Genomic DNA, 19,742 nt, shown 5'->3' on the forward strand with positions numbered 1-19,742 from the left:
GCCTATCTGCGCATGTCCAAACTCGCTCATTTACCCGTCAATCCCTTGCAGGCCGCCGCGCAGCGGTCGATTTCAATTAGGCGATACCGTGGCGGTCGTCAAGTTTCACCGAAAACGTCATAGAGCCTGCGAAAAGGGCCTTCAACCCGGGCACTTTCAAGAGGACGACGTCGGATCGTCTCGCCGTTGGGCGGGCATAACGCACCAGGCGACTCGCCGGCGTCATGCCCGCCAAGGAGCAGGGCGGCCAATTCATGTTCGCGCTGCACGCCACCGTCCAGATAGGGCGGGGCCTGCCACCGGGCACCAAGCAGATTGACGCCAGCGCGACGCTCGTCCCGCTGGCCTTTTTCATGCGCGCAGCATTCTCCCTTCCACCGTTGCCTGAGCAATCAGGCACCAGCCCCGGCGCAGCAATGCGTGCGGGGCTTCTTTTTGGGCGTCCGTGATGGCACGAGTAACCCCCGTCGAGCAGGACCCCGTGGCCGGGCAGGCCCAGCCCACGATCTACCAGGCGCGCAATGCGGCCGCGCCATGGCTGCGCGCCCAAGTTCCCGAAGACGACTTCGAGGACGTCGAGTTCGCCCGCAGCTGGGCATTGGGTCACGACTGTGTCGACTCGATCGGCACCCTGCAGGGCAAATATCAGAAAGCGCGTTGATTCCCATGGCGAAAGAAAAAGTAGGTGATCGACTGGGATCTGGTCGAAAAGGACTGGCGCGCCGGTATCAAGACGAAGCAGCAAATGGCGGTAGAGCATGGCGTTTCACGCGCGGCGATGGACAAACGGTTCGCCAAGCTCAACATCAGCCGGCACCTGGGCGTCAAAATCCGCGCGAAGGCGATGTCGCTTATCGAGCAATCCGTTGTGCCGGCCACCGCCGAACCGCTGTCGCCGGCGCGCGAGCGCGAGATCGTGGAGGTCACCGCGGCGATGCAGTCGCAGATCATCCTGTCGCACCGCTCGGACATTCAGCGCACGCGGCGCTTGTCGATGCAGCTGCTCGAAGAACTGGAAATCCAGACGGACCACGCGGACCTCTTCCGCGACCTGGCGGCGATGCTGTGCGCTCCAGACGAGAAGGGCGTCAACAAGCGCCTTGAGCTGTTCGAGAAGCTTATGCCCCTCAATTCCCGCGCCGGCACCATGAAGACGCTGGCCGACGCCTTGCGCAACCTCATCGCCATGGAACGCCAGGCGTTCGGACTGGACGACAAGATCCGTCCGTGGCCTGATGGTGCACGTCCGGAAAACATGCCCGAATACGCACCGTCCGGCGCGCCGCACTATAATAAGAGTTCGATCGCATTGTTCTGCTCCCTGCTGTTAGCCAAAACGGACCTACCCACTCTATGCACTACGTGTCTACCCGCGCCGCCAAGGCCACCGCTTCGCAAGCTCCCCAACAATTCTCCGACATCCTGCTGGGCGGCCTTGCGCCCGACGGCGGCCTGTACCTGCCGGCCGAGTATCCGCAGGTGACCGGCGCCGAACTCGATGCCTGGCGCAAGCTGTCGTACGCCGACCTGGCCTTCGAGATCCTGAAAAAATTCGCGACCGACATCCCCGAAGCGGACCTGAAAAAGCTCACCAAAAAGACCTACACGGCGGACGTTTACCGCAACGTGCGCAAAGGCGAAAAGAGCGCCGAGATCACGCCGCTGCGCATCCTCGAACAAAACGGCGACAAAACGCTGATCCTGCAAGCGCTGTCGAACGGCCCGACCCTGGCCTTCAAGGACATGGCGATGCAGTTGCTGGGCAACCTGTTCGAATACACCCTGGCCAAGGACGGCGCGGAGCTGAACATTTTTGGCGCCACCTCGGGCGACACCGGCAGCGCCGCCGAATACGCCATGCGCGGCAAGAAGGGCATCCGCGTGTTCATGCTCTCGCCGCACAAGAAAATGAGCGCCTTCCAGAGCGCGCAGATGTTCAGCCTGCAGGACCCGAACATCTTCAACATCGCCGTCGAAGGCGTGTTCGACGACTGCCAGGACCTGGTCAAGGCGGTCTCCAACGACCTGCCGTTCAAGGCGAAGCAAAAAATCGGCACCGTCAACTCGATCAACTGGGCGCGCGTGGTCGCGCAGGTGGTGTACTACTTCCGCGGCTACCTCGCGGCCACCACCGAGAATACGCAAAAAGTCTCGTTCACGGTCCCGTCGGGGAACTTCGGCAATATCTGCGCCGGCCACATCGCCCGCATGATGGGCCTGCCGATCGACCGCCTGGTCGCCGCCACGAATGAAAACGACGTGCTCGACGAATTCTTCCGCACCGGCGTGTACCGCGTGCGCAAGTCGGCCGAAACGTACCACACCAGCAGCCCGTCGATGGACATCTCCAAGGCGTCCAACTTCGAGCGCTTCATCTATGACCTGGTGGGGCGCGACGCCGAGCGCGTGCGCGCGCTGTTCCACAAGGTGGAAACCCAGGGCGGCTTCGACCTGTCGGGCAAACCGGGCAGCGACGGCGACGAATTCAAGCTGGTCTCGAACTACGGTTTCTCGTCGGGCAAATCGACCCACAAGGACCGGCTCGACACCATCCGCGACGTGGCCGACGACTTCGACATCACCATCGACACCCACACCGCCGACGGCATCAAGGTGGCGCGCCAGTACATGGCGCCGGGCGTGCCGATGATCGTGCTCGAAACCGCGCTGGCGGCCAAGTTCAACGAAACCATCCTCGACGCGCTGGGCGTGGACGCCGAGCGTCCGCCGGGCTTCGAAGACATCGAATCGCTGCCGCAGAAGTTCGTCGTCATGCCGGCCGACGTGAAGCAAATGCAGGCTTACATCGCCGCCAACACGGGTCTGTAACAGCATGGCGAACGAATCACCCAAGAGCCGCCCGCCGATGCTGTCGGTGCGCGAGGCGCTCGACTTCCTGGAAGCCGCCGCGCGTCCCGTGCATGAGGCGGAAGTCGTGCAGACCCTGGGCGCCAACGGCCGCGTGCTCGCTGCCGCCCAGGTCTCGACTATCGACGTGCCGTCCGCCGACAACACGCAGATGGATGGTTACGCCGTGCGCGCGGCCGATTGCGCCAGCGGCGCGGCCAGCTTGACGGTGACCCAGCGCATCCCGGCCGGCACGGTCGGAAAACCGTTGGAAGCCGGCACTGCGGCGCGCATCTTCACCGGCGCCATGATCCCGCAAGGGGCCGACGCGGTGGTGATGCAGGAGCAGTGCGAAGCCGGACCTGATAACACGGTCACCATCAAACACGCGCCGCAGGCGGGCGAATGGATCCGCCGCGCCGGCGAAGATATCGAAGCCGGCGGCGCCATCCTGGCCGCCGGCACGCGCCTGCGCAGCCAGGAGCTGGGCCTGGCCGCATCGGTCGGCCTGGCCAACCTGCCGGTTTACCGCCGCCTGCGCGTGGCGGTGTTTTTCACCGGCGACGAACTGACCATGCCGGGCGAAGCGCCGGGCGGACAACTGGCGCCGGGCGCCATCTACAATTCCAATCGCTTCACCCTGCGCGCGCTGCTGGAGAACCTGGGCTGCGCGATCAGCGACTTCGGCATCGTGCCCGATACGCTGGACGCGACCCGCGAGACCCTGCGCAACGCCGCGCGCCAGAACGACTTGATCATCACCTCGGGCGGCGTGTCGGTCGGCGAGGAAGACCATATCAAACCGGCGGTGGAGGCCGAAGGGCGCCTGAACATGTGGCAGATCGCCGTCAAGCCGGGCAAACCGCTGGCCTTCGGCGAAGTCGATCGCGATGACGGATCGGCGTTCTTCCTCGGCTTGCCCGGCAATCCGGTGTCGAGTTTCGTGACATTTTTGCTGTTCGTGCGCCCGTTCATCCTGCGTTTGCAGGGCGTGAGCGGCAGCGTCGAGGCGCGCGCGCACGCCATGCGCGCCGACTTCGACTGGCCCAGGGCCGACCGCCGCAACGAGTTCCTGCGCGTGCGCATCAACGACGCCGGCGGGCTCGATCTGTTCCCCAACCAGAGTTCGGGCGTGCTCACGTCCACCGTCTGGGGCGACGGCCTGCTCGACAATCCGGCCGGCCAGACGATCAAGGCGGGCGACATCGTGCGCTTCATCCCATTTAGCGAATTACAGCATTAGGCATCGATGAACATTACACTGCGTTTTTTCGCCAGCGTGCGCGAGGCACTTGGCACGTCCCAGGAAACGGTCACGCTTCCAGCGGGGATCGGCACGGTCGGCCAGGTACGCCGCCATCTCATGGAGCGCGGCGCGAAGTGGGAGCAGGCGCTGTCGGAGCAGCGCTCCCTGCGCATGGCCTGCAACCAGGTCATGTGCGGCCCGGACCAGGAAGTGGAAGAGGGCGCCGAAGTGGCGTTCTTCCCGCCCGTAACGGGCGGTTGAAACGGCTATTCCTGACGAGCGACCCAGGCGGCGACGCCGTCGATACTGCGAAAATCAGCGACCGAGCGGCAGGCAATGTGCGGATGGCGCGCCTGCATCATCCGCGCCAGGGCCGACCCCGGCCCCAGTTCCAGCGCCACCGTAATGCCGGCTTCCACCGCCGCATCCATGCAGTCGCTCCAGCGGATCGTTTGCACCAGCTGACGCGATAATTCATCCACGGCCTGCGTTTTTGTGTGCAGCGCCAGTGCGCTCACGCCGCCGAGTACCGGACATGCCGGCGTGGCGAACCGCAGCGCCTGCAGGGCCGCGTCGAAAGCCGGAACGGCCGGTGCCATCAGCGACGTATGCGACGCCACCGCGACCGGCAGGCGCTGGAGTTTTGCGCCGTCGGCGGCCACCGCATCGCCCAGTGCCGCCAAATCCTTGGCCAGACCGCCGGCAATGCAGGTATCGTAGCCGTTGACGATCGCGATCTCGTACCCGTATTCCGCACCCAGTGTGGCGGCTTTGTCGATCGCCACGCCGCTGATGGCAACCAGCGCCTGCTCCGGCCCGGCACGTGCCGCATCGTCCATCGCCGTCGCCCGTACCCGGCTTAGCGCAATGGCGTCGAGGGGCGCCAGCGCGCCCGCCACCGACCACGCGGCGACTTCGCCGATGCTGTAACCGGCGGCCAGCATTGGTGTGGGCAGGTGTGCGCGCAGGGCTTCCCATAGCGTCAGCGCGGCAGCGACAATCGCTGGCTGGGCGACTGCGTTATCGAACAGCGTGGAAGTACCCAGACTGATGCCCGCCTGGTCGAGCAGGGCGGCGGCGGCGGGGTCGCTGCGGGCCAGGTCGAACATGCCCGCATGCTGGCCGCCCTGGCCCGAGCACATGATGAACAGGCCCTGGGTCACCGTTCGTGCTCCACGGTCAGCGTGTGCACGAAGCAGCTTGCCGCCAGCAGGTCGGCTGCGCCGCCGGGCGACAGATTGCGCTCGACGAAGGCGTGGTGGATCGCCAGCGCGTGCGCCTCCCAGCCTGTCGACGCGGTACCGCCGGCATGGCAAAAGGCGCTGGCCTGGATGCGGACAAAGGCCGCGCCCTGCGGTCCGCCCCGGTGCACCACGTTGGTGTCGCTGACATGGATCATCAGCGCGAACAGCGCGTCGATGCGCGCCTGTCGCATGGCGCGGCCATCGTTGAGCGTACGGCGCAGGGCGCCGAGGCCCGTGCGGAAGACCGAGGGCAGGCCGCTGGCCGCTTCGTGGCGCGCGCCTTTGGCGCCGTGCTTTGCAGCGGCCGCCAGCCCGTGCGACTGCTGATGGATCGCCGTCGTGTGGCTACCCAGCTCCTTGCCCCATCCCGCCAGCAGGTGCGCCTGCAGCGCTGCCGCGGTCAGGTCGCCGCCGTGGGCGTAGGCCCGTCCGGCGGCGGCGCACAGCAGGCCAAGGCTGAAGATGGCGCCGCGATGGGTGTTGACGCCGCCGGTGGCGCGCAGCATGCGTTCTTCGGCGTCGATGCCGAGCCGCTTGAGCGTGGCAAATGGCGCGCCCTGGCCACCGGCGAGGCAAATATGGCGGAAGTAATGGCGCAGCGAGAACAGGCTGCGCATGAAGGTGGCGGCGTTCATGTCGGCGTGGCTGCCGTTGTCGACCATCGACACCAGCCCCGGTTTGGGGTACAGCGCCAGTTCGGCATACAGGCTGGCGATGGCCAGCCGCGCGGCATGCCGGCTGAAGCGGCGTGCATCGGTAACCGGTGGCGCGAGGGAAAACGCATTCATCATGCGAGCAGCTCCCGCAGCGAATCCGTGGTCGCCAGCCGCACCCCGACGGCGTCCTTGACCAGCACCCGCGCGCCGGCGGCGGCCGCATCGCGCCACTCTTTCCAGGCGACGGCGGCGCCGTCCGGAAAAACAATCTCGCCGTCGAGCGGGAGGTGCCGGGCATGCGTTTGCAGAACCTGCATGCCGGCGTCGAGCTCGTGCGGGCTGGCAGGCTTGAACAAGAGGTCGATGTCGGACGATTCGGTCAGATAGGCCAGGCCTGTGACGGCTTGCAGGGCCAGCGAGCCGTAGGCGCGCAAGGTGATGTTGCCGGCATCGGCCAGCAGCGCCGCCAGTGGCGCGGCCCAGCGCGCCGGCGCCGCTGCCGCGGCGGCGTGCAGCGCCAGCGCATGGCCGACGCGGGCCACGCTGTTTTGATGGACCTGCAAAGCGATGCGCAGTTTGCGGCCCGCGTCCGGAGGCAGCGCCAGGCCGAGGCACACCGCATCCGGCAGGGCATCGGGTGTGCGGCGCGTAACGATCAACGGCCAGTCGTGCCGGCGCCATTGTTCCAGCGCCTGCGCATGGGCGGCCACCGCGCCGTCGAGCGCGGCGGCCCAGCCGGCGCTGTTCAGCCAGGCGTGGTCATGGCGCGAGTACATTCGACCCTGCGACGATGGCGGCGATGACCGGTTGCGCCAACTTGCGCCCGCCGCGTTCCAGTCCGCGCGCGCTGCGCACGTCGGTGGCGCCGGCATCGCTGAACGCCTTGGCCAGGCTGGCGGCCAGGTCGCCATCCCAGATCGCCTCGATGCCGCCCATGCGGGCGTAGTTCTCCGGCCCCGGTGCGAAAACGGGATTCGATACGGCCAGTTCGGTCAGCCGTTCTTCCGGCACCTTGGTGATGCGCGCCATCGCCGGCAAGCCCATGACGCGAATGGTGGCGTCGGGCAGGGCGTAGCAGGCGTCGGCCATCATGCCGCTGGTGATAAACCCGCCCGACAGCGCCTGGTCGTACACCAGTCCGACGATCTTGTGGCCCGAGCGGCGCGCCAGGTCCACGCATTTGCCCAGGTGCGCCATGAAGCTGTTGATGCCCAACATTTCGTCGCGGTGGCGCAGGCGCTGGCCCTGGGTGTCGACCATGATCAGGATCGGCCGGCCCGGATGCTCGCGCACCGTTTGCAGCACGAAGCGGGCCTGTGCCAGCGCGATTTCGACCCCGATCGGGGCGTGCCCGGTAGTGCCGACAACCGCAATGTCGGCGCCGGCCAGGCGCGCGCTGCCGGAGAGGAAGTTGTCGCTTTCCGTGATCGCATGGCCTTCGGGGAACAGCTGTGCGGCCAGTTCATTCCAGTTCATTGTGCTGCTCCAGGTCTGTGGCTTGCCGCGAGGGCGGAAAAGGCGTCGGCTTCCATCATCGGCACGGCGGCCGGCTCAGGAATGCCCAGTTCGCGCCAGGCGTCGAGCGGATCGGCGCAGCCGCCGAAGCGGGCAATCCGGCCGGCCAGTAAATCCTGTTCGGCTTCCAGCGCGGCCAGGCTCAGTTCCACGCCGGCGGCCGAACTGTGCGCGATGGCGGCGATGGCGGCGTCGCGGAAGGCGCGCACCTCGTCGGGCACGATGGCCTGGCAGTCGCCCATCAGGTAGCGGTGCTTGCCGCCGGTGGTGCGCCAGACCAGGGCGCGGTCGCGCGAATCGAATTCTTCGACGCCGGAGGCGGTTTCGATCACTTCGGGGCCGGACATGGCCAGCCGGCCTTCTTCCGACATCACCACCGCGTTGGCGCAGCGCGCCACGATGCCCATGCCGCCGAAGCAGCCGTTCGAGCCGCCCACCAGCACGATCACCGGGATGCCGGCGGCGCGCGCGTCGAGCAGGGCGCGCATGACTTCGGACACGGCGATCAGGCCGGCGTTGGCTTCGTGCAGGCGCACGCCGCCGCTCTCCAGCAGCAGCACCACGGCGGCGGCGCTATCGCGCACCGCGCGGCGCAGCAGGCCGGTGAGCTTGGCGCCGTGGACTTCGCCGACGGCCCCACCCATGAAGCCGCCTTCCTGGGCGGCGCAAAACACCGGCTGGCCGGCCAGCTGCGCGCGGCCCACGGCAACGCCATCGTCAAAGGCGACCGGCGCGTCGAGCTGCCCCAGGTGCGGGCTGACCACGCGCGCCGACGGCGGCAGGAATTCTTCGAAGCTGCCGGCGTCGAACAGGCGCGCCAGGCGTTCGCGCGCGGTCAGTTCCAGGTAACTACTCACTGCGCTGCTCATGCGTCTTCTCCCAGCATCGTTTGCACCGCCTGGTCCAGCCGCAGGCTCACCACGGCGGGCGTGGCGCCCATGTCGTTGATGTCGATGCGCGTGTCGGCAAGTTGCCAGCGCTCGTGAAAGTCGCGCATCACCGCTTCCCAGGTGGCGCCGAAGCCCACGGCGGCGGTCTTGATGGCGATGGCGCAGGCGCCGCCAAGGGGCGCCGATTCGATCAGCACTTCCAGATTGCCTGAGCCGACCACGCCCACCACCTGCGCCTGCGCCGGCAGTACGCGGCTGCCGTTTTCGAAGCGATATTCGAGCGTTTCCATAAAGTCTCCAGTTTCTACCAGTTGCGGAAGCGCTTCGGCGGGTTGTACAAACCGCCCGAGGCGCGCACCAGGTCTTTCATGTTCCTGGCGGCGAGCAGGTCGCGCGTGGCGAGCCGTTTGTCGACGCCGATATCTTCCGCGCGGGCGATAATGCCGCGATCGCGCAAGTTCTCCACCATGCGCCGGTCGCGCCCCATGCCCACCGGCGTGTAGCCGGCAACGCCGCGAATGGCTTGCTCGCGCTCTTCGTCGCTGCGGCACAGCAGCAGGTTGGCGATGCCTTCCTCGGTCAGGATGTGAGTCACGTCGTCGCCGTAGATCATCACCGGCGGGAGCGCCATGCCGGCCTGCTCGGCCAGCTCCCACGCATCGAGCTTGTTCACAAACGCCGGCTGCATGTGCTCGCGGAAGGTTTCGACGATCTGCACCACCAATTTCTGGCCGCGCGGGATGGTGTTGCGGCCCTCGCGCGCCTGCTGGCCGGCTTTCAGCCACGCCGGGCTGGCATGGCGCCGCCCGCGCGCGTCCGCGCCCATGTTCGGTGCGCCGCCGAAGCCGGCGATGCGGCCCTGGGTCGCGGTCGAGGAGTTGCCCTGCAAGTCGATCTGCAGGGTCGAGCCGATGAACATGTCGCAGGCGTAGTGGCCGGCGGCCTGGCACAGGGCGCGGTTGCTGCGCATGCTGCCGTCCGGCCCCGTGAAGAAGACGTCGGGCCGGGCGCGGATGTAGTCTTCCATGCCAAGCTCCGAGCCGAACGAATACACCGATTCGACGAAGCCCGATTCGATCGCGGGAATCAGCGCGGGGTGCGGATTGAGCGCCCAGTGCCGTGCGATTTTTCCCTTCAAGCCCAGCGACTCGCCGTAGGTCGGCAGCAGCAGTTCGATGGCCGCCGTGTCGAAGCCGATGCCGTGGTTCAGGCGGTCGACTTCGTAGGGCGCGTAGATGCCCTTGATGGCCATCATCGCCATCAGCACCTGGATTTCCGAGATCTGCGCAGGGTCGCGCGTAAACAGCGGTTCTATATAGTAGGGACGCGGCGACTGCACCACGAAGTCGACCCAGTCGCCGGGAATGTCCACGCGCGGCAGGGTGTCCATGATACGGTTCACCTGGACGATCACGATGCCGTTCTTGAAGGCGGTCGCTTCGGCGATTGCCGGGGTGTCTTCGGTATTCGGGCCGGTGTACAGGTTGCCGTGGCGGTCGGCCGCTTCGGCCGCGATCAGGCAGACGCGCGGCGTGAGGTCGATGAAGTAACGGCTGAACAGCTCAAGATAGGTGTGGATCGCGCCGATCTTGAGCTTGCCCGCTTCGAGCAGCTTGGCCACGCGCCCGGCCTGCGGCCCGGAGAATGAAAAATCGAGGCGGTCGGCGACCCCGCGCTCGAACACGTCGAGGTGCTGCGGCAGTGCCAGCACCGATTGCAGCATATGCAGGCCATTCACCCTTGCCGGATCGAGCTGCGCCAGCGCCTGGCCGAGAAAATCGGCCTGCTTCTGGTTGTTCCCTTCGAGGCAAACGCGGTCGCCCCGCTCGATCACGGCATACAGCAGGTCGGCCAGCAGCGCCGCCGGCAGCGCTTTGCCGTCGAGCGCACCGCCAAGCGAGGCGCCGGCGCGTGCCAGGCGTGCGGCGCGGTTGGTTTGCAGCGTGTTCCACTTCGCTGGCGATGCACTCATCTATTTTGCTCCCATCATCATGTCAGGCAGGCCGGTCGCGATCGAAGGGAAAAGGCACAACAGCACCACCGCAACGAACATCAGACCGAGGAAGGGCATGACGCCCCAGATCACATCCTTGAGCGGAATATCGGGCGCGATGTTCTTGATCACGAAGATATTCAAGCCCACCGGCGGGTGAATCAGCCCCATTTCCATCACCACGGTCATCACGATACCAAACCAGATCAGATCGAAGCCGGCTTCTTTCAAAGGCGGCAGGATGATCGGCGCGGTCATCAGGATGATCGATACCGGCGGCAGGAAGAAGCCGAACACCACCACCATCAGCAGGATCACCGACAGCAGCACCCAGCGCGACAGGTGCATGTCGACCACCCACTGCGCGGCCGACTGGCTGATATGCAGGTAGCTCATGACGTACGAATAGAGCAGCGACATCCCGATGATCAACAACAGCATCGTCGATTCCTTGATGGTCGACGACAGGATCGGCGCCAGGTCCTTCGGCCGCCACACATTGTAGACTACGGCGATCAGTACCAGCGCCAGCATCGCGCCAAGGCCGGCCGTCTCGGACGGCGTGGCGTAACCGCCGTACAGCGCCACCATCACGCCGATCAGCAGGACGATGAAGGGTAGCACGCGCGGCAGCATTTCGACTTTTTCGCGCAGGGTGAAGTGCTCGGTCTCGAGGTAGGGCGACTTGTCGCCGCCCGCTTCGTAGATGGCCTTGGCCATGCCGTATTCCTTGCGCGCGCGGTACACCGCATAGCCGGCGAACAGGGCGACCAGCAGCGCGCCAGGGCCGATCCCGGCCAGGAACAGGCGGCCGAGCGATTGTTCCGCCGCCACCGCGTACAGGATCATGGTGATCGACGGCGGCAGCAGGATACCCAGGGTGCCGCCGGCGGCGATGATACCGGCCGCGAAACCGGGCGAGTAGCCGCGCTTGCGCATTTCCGGAATGCCGGCCGAGCCGATTGCCGAGCAGGTCGCGGGCGACGAACCGGCCATCGCCGCGAACAGCGCGCAGGCAAACACGTTGGCGATGCCGAGGCCTCCGGGGACCTTGTGCAGCCAGGTGTGGATGGCCGAATACAGGTCCTTGCCCGCAGGTGACTTGCCGATCGCCGCCCCCTTGAGGATGAACAGGGGGATCGAGAGCAGGGTGATGGACGCCATTTCTTCGTACACGTTCTGGGTCACGGTGTCGAGCGATGACGACGGCATGAAGAAGAACATGAAGGTAATGGCCACCACCCCGAGGGCGAAGGCGATCGGCATGCCGGAGCACATGACGATCAGGGTGACGACGCCGTACAGGGCGCCGAGGGTCAGGTCGGTCATTGAGCGCTCCGCTGGTCTGCTGGTTTATTGGTGATATGGGCCAGGACCTGGATCAGGATCTGCAAGGTCAGGATGCTGATCCCGAGCGCCATCATGCCGTACGGGATCCACAGCGGCGGCGCAAAGGTCGACGAGGTGGTCTGGCCGTCGACCCAGGCTTCGTGGAACAGCGTCCACGACTTCCACGAAAAGAAGGCGCAGAACAGGCACGAGATCAGGTCCACCAGGAACAGGCGCACCGCGTTGAGCTTCGGCGGCAGCAGGGACGAGAGCGCCTCGATGCCGATATGGCCCCGGTACGACTGCACGTAGCCGGTGCAGAAGAAGGTCACGCCGACCAGCATGAACACGGCTGCTTCATCCTGCCAGTCGGTGGGGAGCTTGAAGAAGTAGCGCGACACCACCGAGTACGTCAGCACCAGGGCGGTGATGACGAGCGCCCACATCGACAGCAACAGCAACAGGCTGTTGAGCCTGTCGAGCAGCCGCGAGATCTTCGCGAGGGTCGGGTTGTCGGGTACCGCCGGCCCTTTGGCCGGCGCCAGTTCGAAGCCGTGGCTCACAAGGTTTTCTCGGCCAGTGCGAGCAGCTTGGCGCAGTTCGCGTTCTTTTCGCGGTAGTCGGTCCACGCCGTGGTGCGCGCGATCGCCTGCCACTTCTTGACGACGGCCGCGTTCAGGTCGACCACCTTGGCGCCGGCTTTCTGGTACACGGCGGCGACGGCCGCGTCGTCGGCCTGGGCCGAGGTGCGCGCGAACTTTTCGAGTTCGCCGCCGACCGCCATCAGGATCGCCTGCTGTTCCTTGCTCAAGCGGTCGAAGATCGCCTTCGACATCATCAGCGGTTCGAACATGAACCAGTAGGCGCCGCCGCGGCCGGTGGTCAGGGCTTTCGATACTTCTTCCAGGCGGAACGAGATCAGCGAGGTGGACGAGGTCAGCGCCGCATCCATCGCGCCGGTCTGCATGGCGGCGTAGATTTCGTTCGACGGCAGGGTGACCACGGCGGCGCCGGCGGCCTTGAGGATCAGGTCCATCTCGCGCGAGCCGCCGCGCACTTTCATGCCGCGCACGTCTTCCGGTTCGACAATCGGTTTGCTGCGCGAGGCCACGCCGCCGGCCTGCCAGATCCAGCTCAGGACCACGATGCCTTTTTCAGCCAGGATGCGCGCCAGTTCCTTGCCCACTTCGGCGTTCTTCCAGCTGTAACCCTGGTCGTAGGTGGTGACCAGGCCGGGCATCAGGCCGATGTTCACTTCCGGGACTTCGCCGCCGGCGTACGACAGCGGCACCAGCGACAGGTCGAGCGCGCCCTTGCGCATGGCCGAGAACTGGGCGTTGGTCTTCATCAGCGAGGAACCCGGATAGATCGAGAACTTGAGCGCACCCTTGCTGCGCTTTTCCACCTCGGCGGCGAACATGCGGCACAGACGGTCGCGGAAGTCGCCTTCGTTGATCGTGCCACCTGGGAACTGGTGCGAGATTTTCAAACTGGTCGTCTGGGCCCAGGCATTGTGCATCCAGAGTGGGCTCGAGGCGAGCGCGGCAAGCACGGTTCTGCGGGTCATTACGGTCATACATCCTCCAAGATGATGGAAACTTCGCGGGGTGGCACTACATCGGAACGACCGTCGCAACAAACGCACGGATTTGGCGAATGCAAACGTCGTTTCTTGGTATACAGTAATATTTCTAAAAATACCTTGTCAAGTTCTATCGTGCTTTTATAATGAAATCTTGTATACAACCGGTGACAGTAAATACACATGACTAGCCGTTCTGAAATACTTCGCGAGCAGATCGAAGAGCTGATTGCGGTCGGCGCACTGGCTCCCGGGCAGCATCTGGACGAGACCGAACTGGCTGCGCGCTTCGGTGTGTCGCGCACGCCGATCCGCGAAACGCTGATCCAGTTGTCGTCGATGGGATTGGTGGTGATCCGCCCGCGCCGTGGCGCGGTGGTGGCCGAACTGGGGCCGCACCAGCTGGTGGAGATGTTCGAAGTGATGTCGGAGCTGGAGGCGACCTGCAGCCGGCTGGCGGCGCGCCGCATGACGGCGGCCGATCATGTCAGGCTGCTGGCGGCGCACCTGGCCTGCCGCGAGGCGCGCGACGCCAGCGATCCGGATGCGTACTACTACAAGAACGAAGCCTTCCACGAAGCCATCTACGCGGGCAGCCATAACCAGTTCCTGCTGGAGCAGACGCGCAACCTGTACCGCCGCCTGCGCCCGTACCGGCGCTTGCAGCTGCGCGTGCGCGACCGGGTCGCGGCCTCGTACGAAGAACACGACGGCCTGGTACAGGCGATCCTGTCCGGCGATGGCGACAAGGCCGAGCGGCTTACCCGCAGCCATGTGATGATCCAGGGCCAGCGCTTCGCCGACCTGATGGCCTCCCTGCCGCAGCTGGCCGCCGGTACCTTGAACCAGTCCTGAGCGCCGCGCGCCTTACACGGCCAGCGCTACGCCGGCAGCTTGTGCCAGGTGCCGACGATGTCGGCCACCAGTTTTTTCACGTGCAGGCTGTGGGGATAGGCGTCGGCGTAGCCGCTGGCGCGCCGCACCGCGCCGGCCAGGGGGCCGCGCCGGCCGACCCGGGCCATCAGCTCCTTGCCTTCGGCCGTGCCGAGGTAGGCGATCAGTTTGCGCGGGTCGGTCTCGGGGTCGTCCAGGTGCGCCATGACCGTCACCTCGTATGGCTGGCGGGTGATCCATTGCTCCGTCAGCGCACTGGCGTGCAGCCAGCCGGCGTAGCGGATCGCGTCCACGTAGCCGAAACTGGCGGCCGCGCGCGGGAAATCGATGCGGGTGCGGCGCAGCAGTTCGCCGACGGCCTGGCGCGTTTCGGGCAGCATCGGGTCGAGCAGATTGCTGCCGAAGCCGGACACCATCACGTCCACGCCGTAGCGCGATTGTTCGGCGGCGATCAGCTGCACGTAGCGCAGCTGCTGTTCGCGCGGCGCGAAGCGCAGGGCGCGCGCCAGTTCGCCGGCGATTTCTTCACTTTCCATCAGGCCGGCGCGCTTGGCGCGCAGCAGGATCTCGATGGTCTCCTCGGCGCCGACGGCTTGCGCCAGCGGGTAGATGGCGCTGCGCGCGATGCGCCGGCTGGGCGACGCGGCCAGTGTGCGCAGCTCGCTCACGATGGCGTCGTTCATGCCGGAGGCATTGCTGCGCGAGTACAGGGTGGCGAGCCGGCGGATCTGGTCGATCTTGTCGTTCTCGGAGCGGGCCGCGTGCAGGGCGGCGCGCACGCGCTTGACGTTGGCCGCGGTGGGATCAAGGCGCAGGGTGTCGCCGGCGCGCACGGTTGTCGATGGCGCGGCGGCCGGCGCCGCCAGCGCGGTGAAGGATGCGCAAATCGCCAGAATGGCCAGTGCACTTTTCATGTGGTCTCCAGAGTTGATACAGCGGGAACCAGCAGTGTGCAATGCCATTCTTGATAATTGTCAAAGCTGCATCGCGTAGCGAAAAACGCCACCGCGCGTAGCAGCCGGACGCACGATTACAGGCCGTTGAGGAAGCCGCGGATCGCCTCGTTCACCTGTTCCGGCTGGTCGATCATGGCAAAGTGCCTGGCCGGGGCAACGGTGACCACCTGCGCTTTCGGCGCCGCCTCGATCAGCGATGCGTAGTAGGCCTTCTTGGTCTCGGCGGTGAGCTCATGGGCGCTGGCGTCGGCCTCGAAATACGGCGCGATCAGCAGCACCGGCGCGCTGATCTGCGGCAGCGCCGGGCGCAGGTCCATGGCGAAGGTTTCGGCCATGTATTGCAGCACCGCGCCCGGATCGCTGCGCGCACTGAGCCTGGCCAGTTCGTCGGCGCGCGCCATGTCGACCACGCCGGTGCCGCGCATGTAGTCCTGCTGCTGCGCGGCGAAGGCGCGCTGGTCGGCCGGCGCCATGCGGCGCGCCAGTTGCTGCGCCATCTGCTCGCGCTGGCGCGGCGTCAGGTCTTCGGCGCCGGGAAACACCGGCAAGCCGTCGATGCTGATCACCCCGCCGATCGCCTGCGGGCGCTGCGAAGCGAGCGACAGCGCCAGCACACCGCCCAGGCTATGCCCGACCAGCACCGGCTTGACGAGTTTGCGCGTGTCGATCAGCTGCGCCAGTGCGCTCTGGGCCGCTTCCATCTGCTTGCCGGGTACCGGCGCGCGGCCGTCGAAGCCGGGCAGGGTGACGATGTAGACGCTGTAGTCGCCCATGAATTGGCGCGCCGTGCCTTGCCAGACCCAGGAGCCGCTGGCCAGGCCGGGAATGAGGATCAGCGCCCGTCGGCCCTTGCCATGCCGTTCGACCTGCACGGCGCCGATCTCGAAGCGTTCGGCGGGAACGAGGGTGGCGGCGAAGCGGTTGGCGGGTGGGGCTGGCGGGGCGTCGGCGGCAAAGGCGGGCGCGCCGGCGGCCAGCGTCAAGGCGAATACAAAGCGGGCGATCATGGTATCTCCTGGTCGGGATGAAAAATCGATTCGAGCGGCTGCGCGAACAGCCGGGCAATGGCAAACGCCAGCGGCAGGCTCGGGTCGTGGCGCCCGGTCTCGATGGCGTTGACGCTCTGGCGCGATACCTTGAGCAGGTCGGCCAGGTGCGCCTGGCTCCAGCCGTACCGCGCGCGCATGACGCGGAGGGTGTTGTTCATATGTTTGTGATCTTGCGCAGCAGGAGCCGGCCGATGATCTTGTCGCGCATGTCCGCCTCCGTGCTTGTCAAGCAGGCTTGAGATGGTAGGGATCGACAGATTCGATGTCAAGCATGCTTTACATCTGTTTTTCGCCTCCTGAAGTCGACTACAATGCGGGTCGTCCAAACGCCGTACCGAGAATGCCATGCCAGAACTTCCTTCCCAAGCCCGCGTCGCCGTCATCGGCGGCGGTCCGGCCGGCCTGATGGCCGCCGAAGTGTTGAGCCAGGGCGGCGCGGCGGTCGACCTGTACGACGCCATGCCGTCGGTCGGTCGCAAATTCCTTTTGGCGGGCAAGGGCGGGATGAACATCACGCATTCGGAGCCGGCGCTTGCATTCGGCCAGCGCTATGGGGCGCGCGCCGCCCAGGTGGCGCCGTGGCTGGCCGGCTTCGACGCGCAGGCGGTGCGCGACTGGATTCACGGCCTCGGCGTGGACACCTTCGTGGGCACCTCCGGTCGCGTGTTCCCGGCCGATATGAAGGCCGCGCCCTTGCTGCGCGCCTGGCTGCAGCGCCTGCGCGAAGGCGGCGTTCAATTCCACATGCGCCATCGCTGGCTGGGCTGGAACGGCGAAGCGCTGCGCTTCGCCACCCCGGACGGCGAGCGTGAAGCGCTCTTCGATGCGGTCATCCTGGCGCTCGGCGGCGCCAGCTGGGCGCGTTTGGGCTCGGACGGCGCCTGGGTGCCGCTGCTGCGGGAGCGCTCGGTGCCGGTGGCGCCCCTGGCGCCGTCGAACTGCGGTTTCGACACCGACTGGAGCGAGCATTTCAGCAGCCGCCACGCGGGCGCGCCGCTGACCACCGTGGCCATTACCGCGCATGGCAGCGACGGTGCGCCGCACAAGCGCCAGGGCCAGTTCGTCATCACCGCCGGCGGCGTCGAAGGCAGTTTGATCTACGCCCTGTCGGCCGGCCTGCGCGAGCAGATCGCCGCCAGCGGCAGCGCCACCATCTGGCTCGACCTGGTGCCCGACTTCAGCGCCGGGAAGGTGTTCGAGGAAGTGACGCGCCCGCGCGGCTCGCGTTCGATGTCGAGCCATCTGCAAAGCCGGCTGGGGATCAAGGGCGTCAAGTCGGGATTGCTGCGCGAATGCCTGTCGGCGGCCGAATTCGGCGACAGCGCGCGCCTGGCTGCGGCCCTGAAAATGCTGCCGGTCACGCTCAAGCGCGCGCGCCCGATCGACGAGGCGATCAGCAGCGCCGGCGGGGTGCGTTTCGACGCGCTCGACGCCAACGCCATGCTGCGCGCCGTGCCGGGGGTGTTCGCGGCCGGCGAGATGGTCGACTGGGAAGCGCCGACCGGCGGCTACCTGCTCACCGCCTGCTTCGCCAGCGGCCGCGCCGCCGGCCTCGGGGCCTTGAACTGGCTCACTCGAAGCTGACGTCGCCCGAGCCGTTGCGGCTGACGTTGCGCTGCTCGGGGCTGCCGTGCACGCTGATGTCGCCGCTGCCGCGCAGGTTGACCGAGGCGCTCTTGCGGGCCTGGACCACGGCGCTGCCGGAACCCATCAGGTCGATGGTGACGGTCTCGGCGCTCAGGTGCTCTGCGTCCAGGTCGCCCGACCCCATCTGCGCCACCTTGAACGCCTTGGCCGCGCCCACCACCGTCATGCTGCCCGAACCGACCACGTTGACATCGACCTTGTCGCTGCTGCCGCCGTTCAGTTCAATGTCGCCGCTGCCTTGCAGGACTGCCTCGATCTCGCGGTAGCGGCCGTTGAACTTGACGTCGCCGGAGCCGTGCAATTGCAGTTCGAGCTTGTCGCCGCTGAAACCGTTGACGGTGCTGTCGCCGCTGCCCCGGATGCGCAAGGTGTCGAGCGCGGGCAGCACCAGTACCACTTGCAGCGGCTGCTTGTGGTGCAGCAGCATGCCCTTGGTTTCGATGTTGAGCGTGCTGCCTTCGCCGACCGTTTCCACATTCCACAGCAGGCGCTGTTCGCCGCGCACGATCAGCGACGGCACCGCGCCCTGGCGCAAGGTCATGTCGATCGGGCCGCCGAGGTTGATGGTGGTGATGCCGCCCGAAACGGTGCGCGTTTCGCTGGTGACCATGCGGCCCTCGCGATTGCTCGGGCGCGTCGTGCCCTGGGCGCGCAGCATGCTGTAGAACAGGGCGATCAGCACGAACGCGAGGAGCAGCAGGCCGAAGCCGACTTTGAGTAGTGAGCGCATAAGATTCTCCGGTTCCGCGTTCAGTTGCCCTTGAGCAGGGAAACATTCATGTCGATATAGCGGCGGAAGCCGATCATCGTGTATTTCGTAATGACCAGGCACAGCAGGAAGACGATGATCCCGGCCAGTACGATGCCCAGCCCGAACAAGGTTTGCGTGGTGCGCGAACCGGGTTCCAGTTCGGTGGTGATGCGCACGCCGCGTCCGGCCGCTTCTTCGGCGCGGCGCACCACGCTGCGCTTCTCGACCTCGGCGCCGGCCGCGCGTGCCGCCGCCGCTTCCCTGGCGACCCGGCGTACCGCGTCGCCGGCTTCGCGCGCCACGCTGGCCGCTTCGCCGCTGCTGGCGATGGCTTCTTCGACCACGTCGCCGGCGTCGAGAATGGCGGCGGCGGTGTCGGCCTCGGCCTCGGCCTCGGTGTGCTTGACGTCATCGTTATCGATGCGCGCCTGGTGAAAATGCACGCCTTCTTCGCCGATGGAAACGATCACCTGGAGCTTGTCGCGTTCTTCCTCGGACGCGTTTCTGAGGATCATCTCGCGGAACGGGCCGTCGAGCACCAGTTCGGTGGCGCCCGACAGGCCGCTGGCGGTAATGGCGATGCCGGCCACGTAAAACGCCAGTCCGGCCGCGTACAGGATCGCCAGGAAGGCGGCGTACACCAGCGCCGGCACCACCATGAAGAGATTGAAGATGGCCAGGCCGGCGATCGACACCAGCAGGCGCAGCAGGTTGGCCGGGTTCTTCTTTTGCTCGAAAGAATGCATGTGCACGCTGGCGCGCAGGGTCATGGCGATCTTTTTCGGCTCGTCGAGTTCGGCGGCCACGTCTTCTTCGCTGCGTCCGGCGGCAACGCCGTCGACGAAGCGCTGTTCGTAATAGGCCAGGGTCTTGGCCTGGGTGTCGGCGGAAATGCCCGCCATGGCGCGCCGCAGCGCGTCGAGATAGTCGAGTTTGCCCATGATGATCGCCTTGTTGATCAGGAGTGGCTCAGCGCCACGCCCGAATGAAAAATCTGCAAGTCGCCGCCGAGCAAGTCGGGCATGACGATGACGGCGGTACTCGCGACCACAAAAGCCAGTAAAGCGAGTGCGCGAAGTCCGAGTGCGATGTTCATGTACTGTCCGTGTAAAAAACCTGTTTCGATAGTGCTACTGTACGAAA

The 19,742-nt window shown here is 66.3% G+C and carries 23 protein-coding genes; 7 read left to right on the forward strand and 16 right to left on the reverse strand.

The genetic code is table 11. The features are described from left to right. The first annotated feature begins 224 nt into the window (after positions 1 to 224). The 5 genes from F2P45_RS20770 (at position 225) to moaD (ending at position 4,354) form a co-directional block, all read left to right on the forward strand. Positions 225 to 449, forward strand: coding sequence for a hypothetical protein (locus F2P45_RS20770; RefSeq protein WP_166879416.1), 225 nt, complete (start codon positions 225 to 227; stop codon positions 447 to 449). Next, positions 449 to 661, forward strand: coding sequence for a hypothetical protein (locus F2P45_RS20775; protein WP_166879419.1), 213 nt, complete (start codon positions 449 to 451; stop codon positions 659 to 661). The genes F2P45_RS20770 and F2P45_RS20775 overlap by 1 nt, the downstream gene beginning before the upstream one ends. A 692-nt stretch (positions 662 to 1,353) precedes the next feature. Continuing rightward, positions 1,354 to 2,829, forward strand: coding sequence for a threonine synthase (gene thrC / locus F2P45_RS20780; RefSeq protein ID WP_166879422.1), 1,476 nt, complete (start codon positions 1,354 to 1,356; stop codon positions 2,827 to 2,829). A 4-nt stretch (positions 2,830 to 2,833) separates the two neighbouring features. Beyond that, the gene (locus F2P45_RS20785; protein ID WP_166879425.1) at positions 2,834 to 4,090 is read left to right on the forward strand and encodes a molybdopterin molybdotransferase MoeA; all 1,257 of its coding nucleotides are present in this window, start codon (positions 2,834 to 2,836) and stop codon (positions 4,088 to 4,090) included. 6 nt (positions 4,091 to 4,096) lie between these two features. Then, positions 4,097 to 4,354 carry a molybdopterin converting factor subunit 1 gene (moaD, locus tag F2P45_RS20790; RefSeq protein ID WP_166879428.1) on the forward strand — a complete coding sequence of 86 codons (258 nt, stop codon included), beginning with the start codon at positions 4,097 to 4,099 and terminating at the stop codon, positions 4,352 to 4,354. Between the two features lie 5 nt (positions 4,355 to 4,359). Here the strand turns inward: moaD and F2P45_RS20795 are convergent, their stop codons facing one another. From F2P45_RS20795 to dctP, 10 genes are read right to left on the reverse strand one after another with little or no spacing between them, the layout of a single operon-like run. After that, positions 4,360 to 5,256: an ACP S-malonyltransferase gene (locus F2P45_RS20795; RefSeq protein ID WP_166879430.1), complete on the reverse strand. Its 897-nt coding sequence runs from the start codon at positions 5,254 to 5,256 to the stop codon at positions 4,360 to 4,362. Beyond that, the gene (gene mdcB, locus F2P45_RS20800; protein WP_166879433.1) at positions 5,253 to 6,128 is read right to left on the reverse strand and encodes a triphosphoribosyl-dephospho-CoA synthase MdcB; all 876 of its coding nucleotides are present in this window, start codon (positions 6,126 to 6,128) and stop codon (positions 5,253 to 5,255) included. Before mdcB ends, F2P45_RS20795 begins: the two co-directional genes overlap by 4 nt. After that, the gene (mdcG, locus tag F2P45_RS20805) at positions 6,125 to 6,769 is read right to left on the reverse strand and encodes a malonate decarboxylase holo-[acyl-carrier-protein] synthase (protein ID WP_166879436.1); all 645 of its coding nucleotides are present in this window, start codon (positions 6,767 to 6,769) and stop codon (positions 6,125 to 6,127) included. The genes mdcB and mdcG overlap by 4 nt, the downstream gene beginning before the upstream one ends. Further along, positions 6,753 to 7,469 (reverse strand): biotin-independent malonate decarboxylase subunit gamma, encoded by a 717-nt coding sequence (mdcE, locus tag F2P45_RS20810; protein ID WP_166879438.1) that lies wholly within the window; start codon positions 7,467 to 7,469, stop codon positions 6,753 to 6,755. Before mdcE ends, mdcG begins: the two co-directional genes overlap by 17 nt. Further along, on the reverse strand, positions 7,466 to 8,377 hold the full coding sequence (locus F2P45_RS20815; RefSeq protein ID WP_166879440.1) for a biotin-independent malonate decarboxylase subunit beta: 912 nt from the start codon (positions 8,375 to 8,377) through the stop codon (positions 7,466 to 7,468). Before F2P45_RS20815 ends, mdcE begins: the two co-directional genes overlap by 4 nt. Next, positions 8,374 to 8,688, reverse strand: coding sequence for a malonate decarboxylase acyl carrier protein (gene mdcC, locus F2P45_RS20820; protein ID WP_166879443.1), 315 nt, complete (start codon positions 8,686 to 8,688; stop codon positions 8,374 to 8,376). Before mdcC ends, F2P45_RS20815 begins: the two co-directional genes overlap by 4 nt. Positions 8,689 to 8,702: 14 nt before the next feature. Then, positions 8,703 to 10,370: a malonate decarboxylase subunit alpha gene (gene mdcA / locus F2P45_RS20825; protein WP_166879445.1), complete on the reverse strand. Its 1,668-nt coding sequence runs from the start codon at positions 10,368 to 10,370 to the stop codon at positions 8,703 to 8,705. Further along, the gene (locus F2P45_RS20830; protein ID WP_166879448.1) at positions 10,371 to 11,720 is read right to left on the reverse strand and encodes a TRAP transporter large permease; all 1,350 of its coding nucleotides are present in this window, start codon (positions 11,718 to 11,720) and stop codon (positions 10,371 to 10,373) included. Next, positions 11,717 to 12,283: a TRAP transporter small permease gene (locus tag F2P45_RS20835; RefSeq protein WP_166879451.1), complete on the reverse strand. Its 567-nt coding sequence runs from the start codon at positions 12,281 to 12,283 to the stop codon at positions 11,717 to 11,719. The genes F2P45_RS20830 and F2P45_RS20835 overlap by 4 nt, the downstream gene beginning before the upstream one ends. Further along, on the reverse strand, positions 12,280 to 13,296 hold the full coding sequence (gene dctP, locus F2P45_RS20840) for a TRAP transporter substrate-binding protein DctP (protein WP_166879453.1): 1,017 nt from the start codon (positions 13,294 to 13,296) through the stop codon (positions 12,280 to 12,282). The genes F2P45_RS20835 and dctP overlap by 4 nt, the downstream gene beginning before the upstream one ends. Positions 13,297 to 13,485: 189 nt before the next feature. On the opposite strand from dctP, the gene F2P45_RS20845 reads away from it, so the two are divergent. Then, positions 13,486 to 14,157, forward strand: a complete 672-nt coding sequence (locus tag F2P45_RS20845; protein WP_166879456.1) for a GntR family transcriptional regulator — start codon at positions 13,486 to 13,488, stop codon at positions 14,155 to 14,157. Positions 14,158 to 14,183: 26 nt separating this feature from the next. Here F2P45_RS20845 and F2P45_RS20850 read toward each other — a convergent pair whose 3' ends face one another. From F2P45_RS20850 to F2P45_RS20860, 3 genes are all read right to left on the reverse strand, one after another. Continuing rightward, on the reverse strand, positions 14,184 to 15,110 hold the full coding sequence (locus F2P45_RS20850) for a hypothetical protein (RefSeq protein ID WP_166879458.1): 927 nt from the start codon (positions 15,108 to 15,110) through the stop codon (positions 14,184 to 14,186). 116 nt (positions 15,111 to 15,226) lie between these two features. Further along, on the reverse strand, positions 15,227 to 16,159 hold the full coding sequence (locus F2P45_RS20855) for an alpha/beta fold hydrolase (protein WP_166879460.1): 933 nt from the start codon (positions 16,157 to 16,159) through the stop codon (positions 15,227 to 15,229). Further along, positions 16,156 to 16,359, reverse strand: coding sequence for a helix-turn-helix transcriptional regulator (locus tag F2P45_RS20860; protein WP_166879462.1), 204 nt, complete (start codon positions 16,357 to 16,359; stop codon positions 16,156 to 16,158). The genes F2P45_RS20855 and F2P45_RS20860 overlap by 4 nt, the downstream gene beginning before the upstream one ends. A gap of 187 nt (positions 16,360 to 16,546) precedes the next feature. On the opposite strand from F2P45_RS20860, the gene F2P45_RS20865 reads away from it, so the two are divergent. Continuing rightward, the gene (locus F2P45_RS20865; protein WP_166879465.1) at positions 16,547 to 17,785 is read left to right on the forward strand and encodes a TIGR03862 family flavoprotein; all 1,239 of its coding nucleotides are present in this window, start codon (positions 16,547 to 16,549) and stop codon (positions 17,783 to 17,785) included. Here F2P45_RS20865 and F2P45_RS20870 read toward each other — a convergent pair. Genes F2P45_RS20870 through F2P45_RS20880 form a run of 3 tightly spaced genes read right to left on the reverse strand, consistent with a single transcriptional unit; the run spans position 17,772 to position 19,695 of the window. Next, positions 17,772 to 18,578, reverse strand: a complete 807-nt coding sequence (locus F2P45_RS20870; RefSeq protein ID WP_166879467.1) for a head GIN domain-containing protein — start codon at positions 18,576 to 18,578, stop codon at positions 17,772 to 17,774. The genes F2P45_RS20865 and F2P45_RS20870 overlap by 14 nt on opposite strands. A 20-nt stretch (positions 18,579 to 18,598) precedes the next feature. Further along, the gene (locus F2P45_RS20875; RefSeq protein ID WP_166879470.1) at positions 18,599 to 19,540 is read right to left on the reverse strand and encodes a DUF1700 domain-containing protein; all 942 of its coding nucleotides are present in this window, start codon (positions 19,538 to 19,540) and stop codon (positions 18,599 to 18,601) included. A 17-nt stretch (positions 19,541 to 19,557) separates the two neighbouring features. Next, complete coding sequence (locus F2P45_RS20880; RefSeq protein WP_166879473.1) at positions 19,558 to 19,695, reverse strand: hypothetical protein; 138 nt, start codon at positions 19,693 to 19,695, stop codon at positions 19,558 to 19,560. Positions 19,696 to 19,742 lie beyond the last annotated feature (47 nt).

This window comes from Massilia mucilaginosa, from assembly GCF_011682145.1.
Lineage (GTDB): Bacteria > Pseudomonadota > Gammaproteobacteria > Burkholderiales > Burkholderiaceae_D > Telluria_A > Telluria_A mucilaginosa.

What these genes read in the sequence shown, in the direction of transcription:
- F2P45_RS20770 (WP_166879416.1), top strand. Translation starts at nt 225, where the DNA reads ATGCCCGCCAAGGAGCAGGGCGGCCAATTCATGTTCGCGCTGCACGCC.
- F2P45_RS20775 (WP_166879419.1), top strand. Translation starts at nt 449, where the DNA reads ATGGCACGAGTAACCCCCGTCGAGCAGGACCCCGTGGCCGGGCAGGCC.
- thrC (WP_166879422.1), top strand. Translation starts at nt 1,354, where the DNA reads ATGCACTACGTGTCTACCCGCGCCGCCAAGGCCACCGCTTCGCAAGCT.
- F2P45_RS20785 (WP_166879425.1), top strand. Translation starts at nt 2,834, where the DNA reads ATGGCGAACGAATCACCCAAGAGCCGCCCGCCGATGCTGTCGGTGCGC.
- moaD (WP_166879428.1), top strand. Translation starts at nt 4,097, where the DNA reads ATGAACATTACACTGCGTTTTTTCGCCAGCGTGCGCGAGGCACTTGGC.
- mdcB (WP_166879433.1), bottom strand. Translation starts at nt 6,128, where the DNA reads ATGATGAATGCGTTTTCCCTCGCGCCACCGGTTACCGATGCACGCCGC.
- mdcG (WP_166879436.1), bottom strand. Translation starts at nt 6,769, where the DNA reads ATGTACTCGCGCCATGACCACGCCTGGCTGAACAGCGCCGGCTGGGCC.
- mdcE (WP_166879438.1), bottom strand. Translation starts at nt 7,469, where the DNA reads ATGAACTGGAATGAACTGGCCGCACAGCTGTTCCCCGAAGGCCATGCG.
- F2P45_RS20815 (WP_166879440.1), bottom strand. Translation starts at nt 8,377, where the DNA reads ATGAGCAGCGCAGTGAGTAGTTACCTGGAACTGACCGCGCGCGAACGC.
- mdcC (WP_166879443.1), bottom strand. Translation starts at nt 8,688, where the DNA reads ATGGAAACGCTCGAATATCGCTTCGAAAACGGCAGCCGCGTACTGCCG.
- mdcA (WP_166879445.1), bottom strand. Translation starts at nt 10,370, where the DNA reads ATGAGTGCATCGCCAGCGAAGTGGAACACGCTGCAAACCAACCGCGCC.
- F2P45_RS20830 (WP_166879448.1), bottom strand. Translation starts at nt 11,720, where the DNA reads ATGACCGACCTGACCCTCGGCGCCCTGTACGGCGTCGTCACCCTGATC.
- dctP (WP_166879453.1), bottom strand. Translation starts at nt 13,296, where the DNA reads ATGACCGTAATGACCCGCAGAACCGTGCTTGCCGCGCTCGCCTCGAGC.
- F2P45_RS20845 (WP_166879456.1), top strand. Translation starts at nt 13,486, where the DNA reads ATGACTAGCCGTTCTGAAATACTTCGCGAGCAGATCGAAGAGCTGATT.
- F2P45_RS20850 (WP_166879458.1), bottom strand. Translation starts at nt 15,110, where the DNA reads ATGAAAAGTGCACTGGCCATTCTGGCGATTTGCGCATCCTTCACCGCG.
- F2P45_RS20855 (WP_166879460.1), bottom strand. Translation starts at nt 16,159, where the DNA reads ATGATCGCCCGCTTTGTATTCGCCTTGACGCTGGCCGCCGGCGCGCCC.
- F2P45_RS20860 (WP_166879462.1), bottom strand. Translation starts at nt 16,359, where the DNA reads ATGAACAACACCCTCCGCGTCATGCGCGCGCGGTACGGCTGGAGCCAG.
- F2P45_RS20865 (WP_166879465.1), top strand. Translation starts at nt 16,547, where the DNA reads ATGCCAGAACTTCCTTCCCAAGCCCGCGTCGCCGTCATCGGCGGCGGT.
- F2P45_RS20870 (WP_166879467.1), bottom strand. Translation starts at nt 18,578, where the DNA reads ATGCGCTCACTACTCAAAGTCGGCTTCGGCCTGCTGCTCCTCGCGTTC.
- F2P45_RS20875 (WP_166879470.1), bottom strand. Translation starts at nt 19,540, where the DNA reads ATGGGCAAACTCGACTATCTCGACGCGCTGCGGCGCGCCATGGCGGGC.
- F2P45_RS20880 (WP_166879473.1), bottom strand. Translation starts at nt 19,695, where the DNA reads ATGAACATCGCACTCGGACTTCGCGCACTCGCTTTACTGGCTTTTGTG.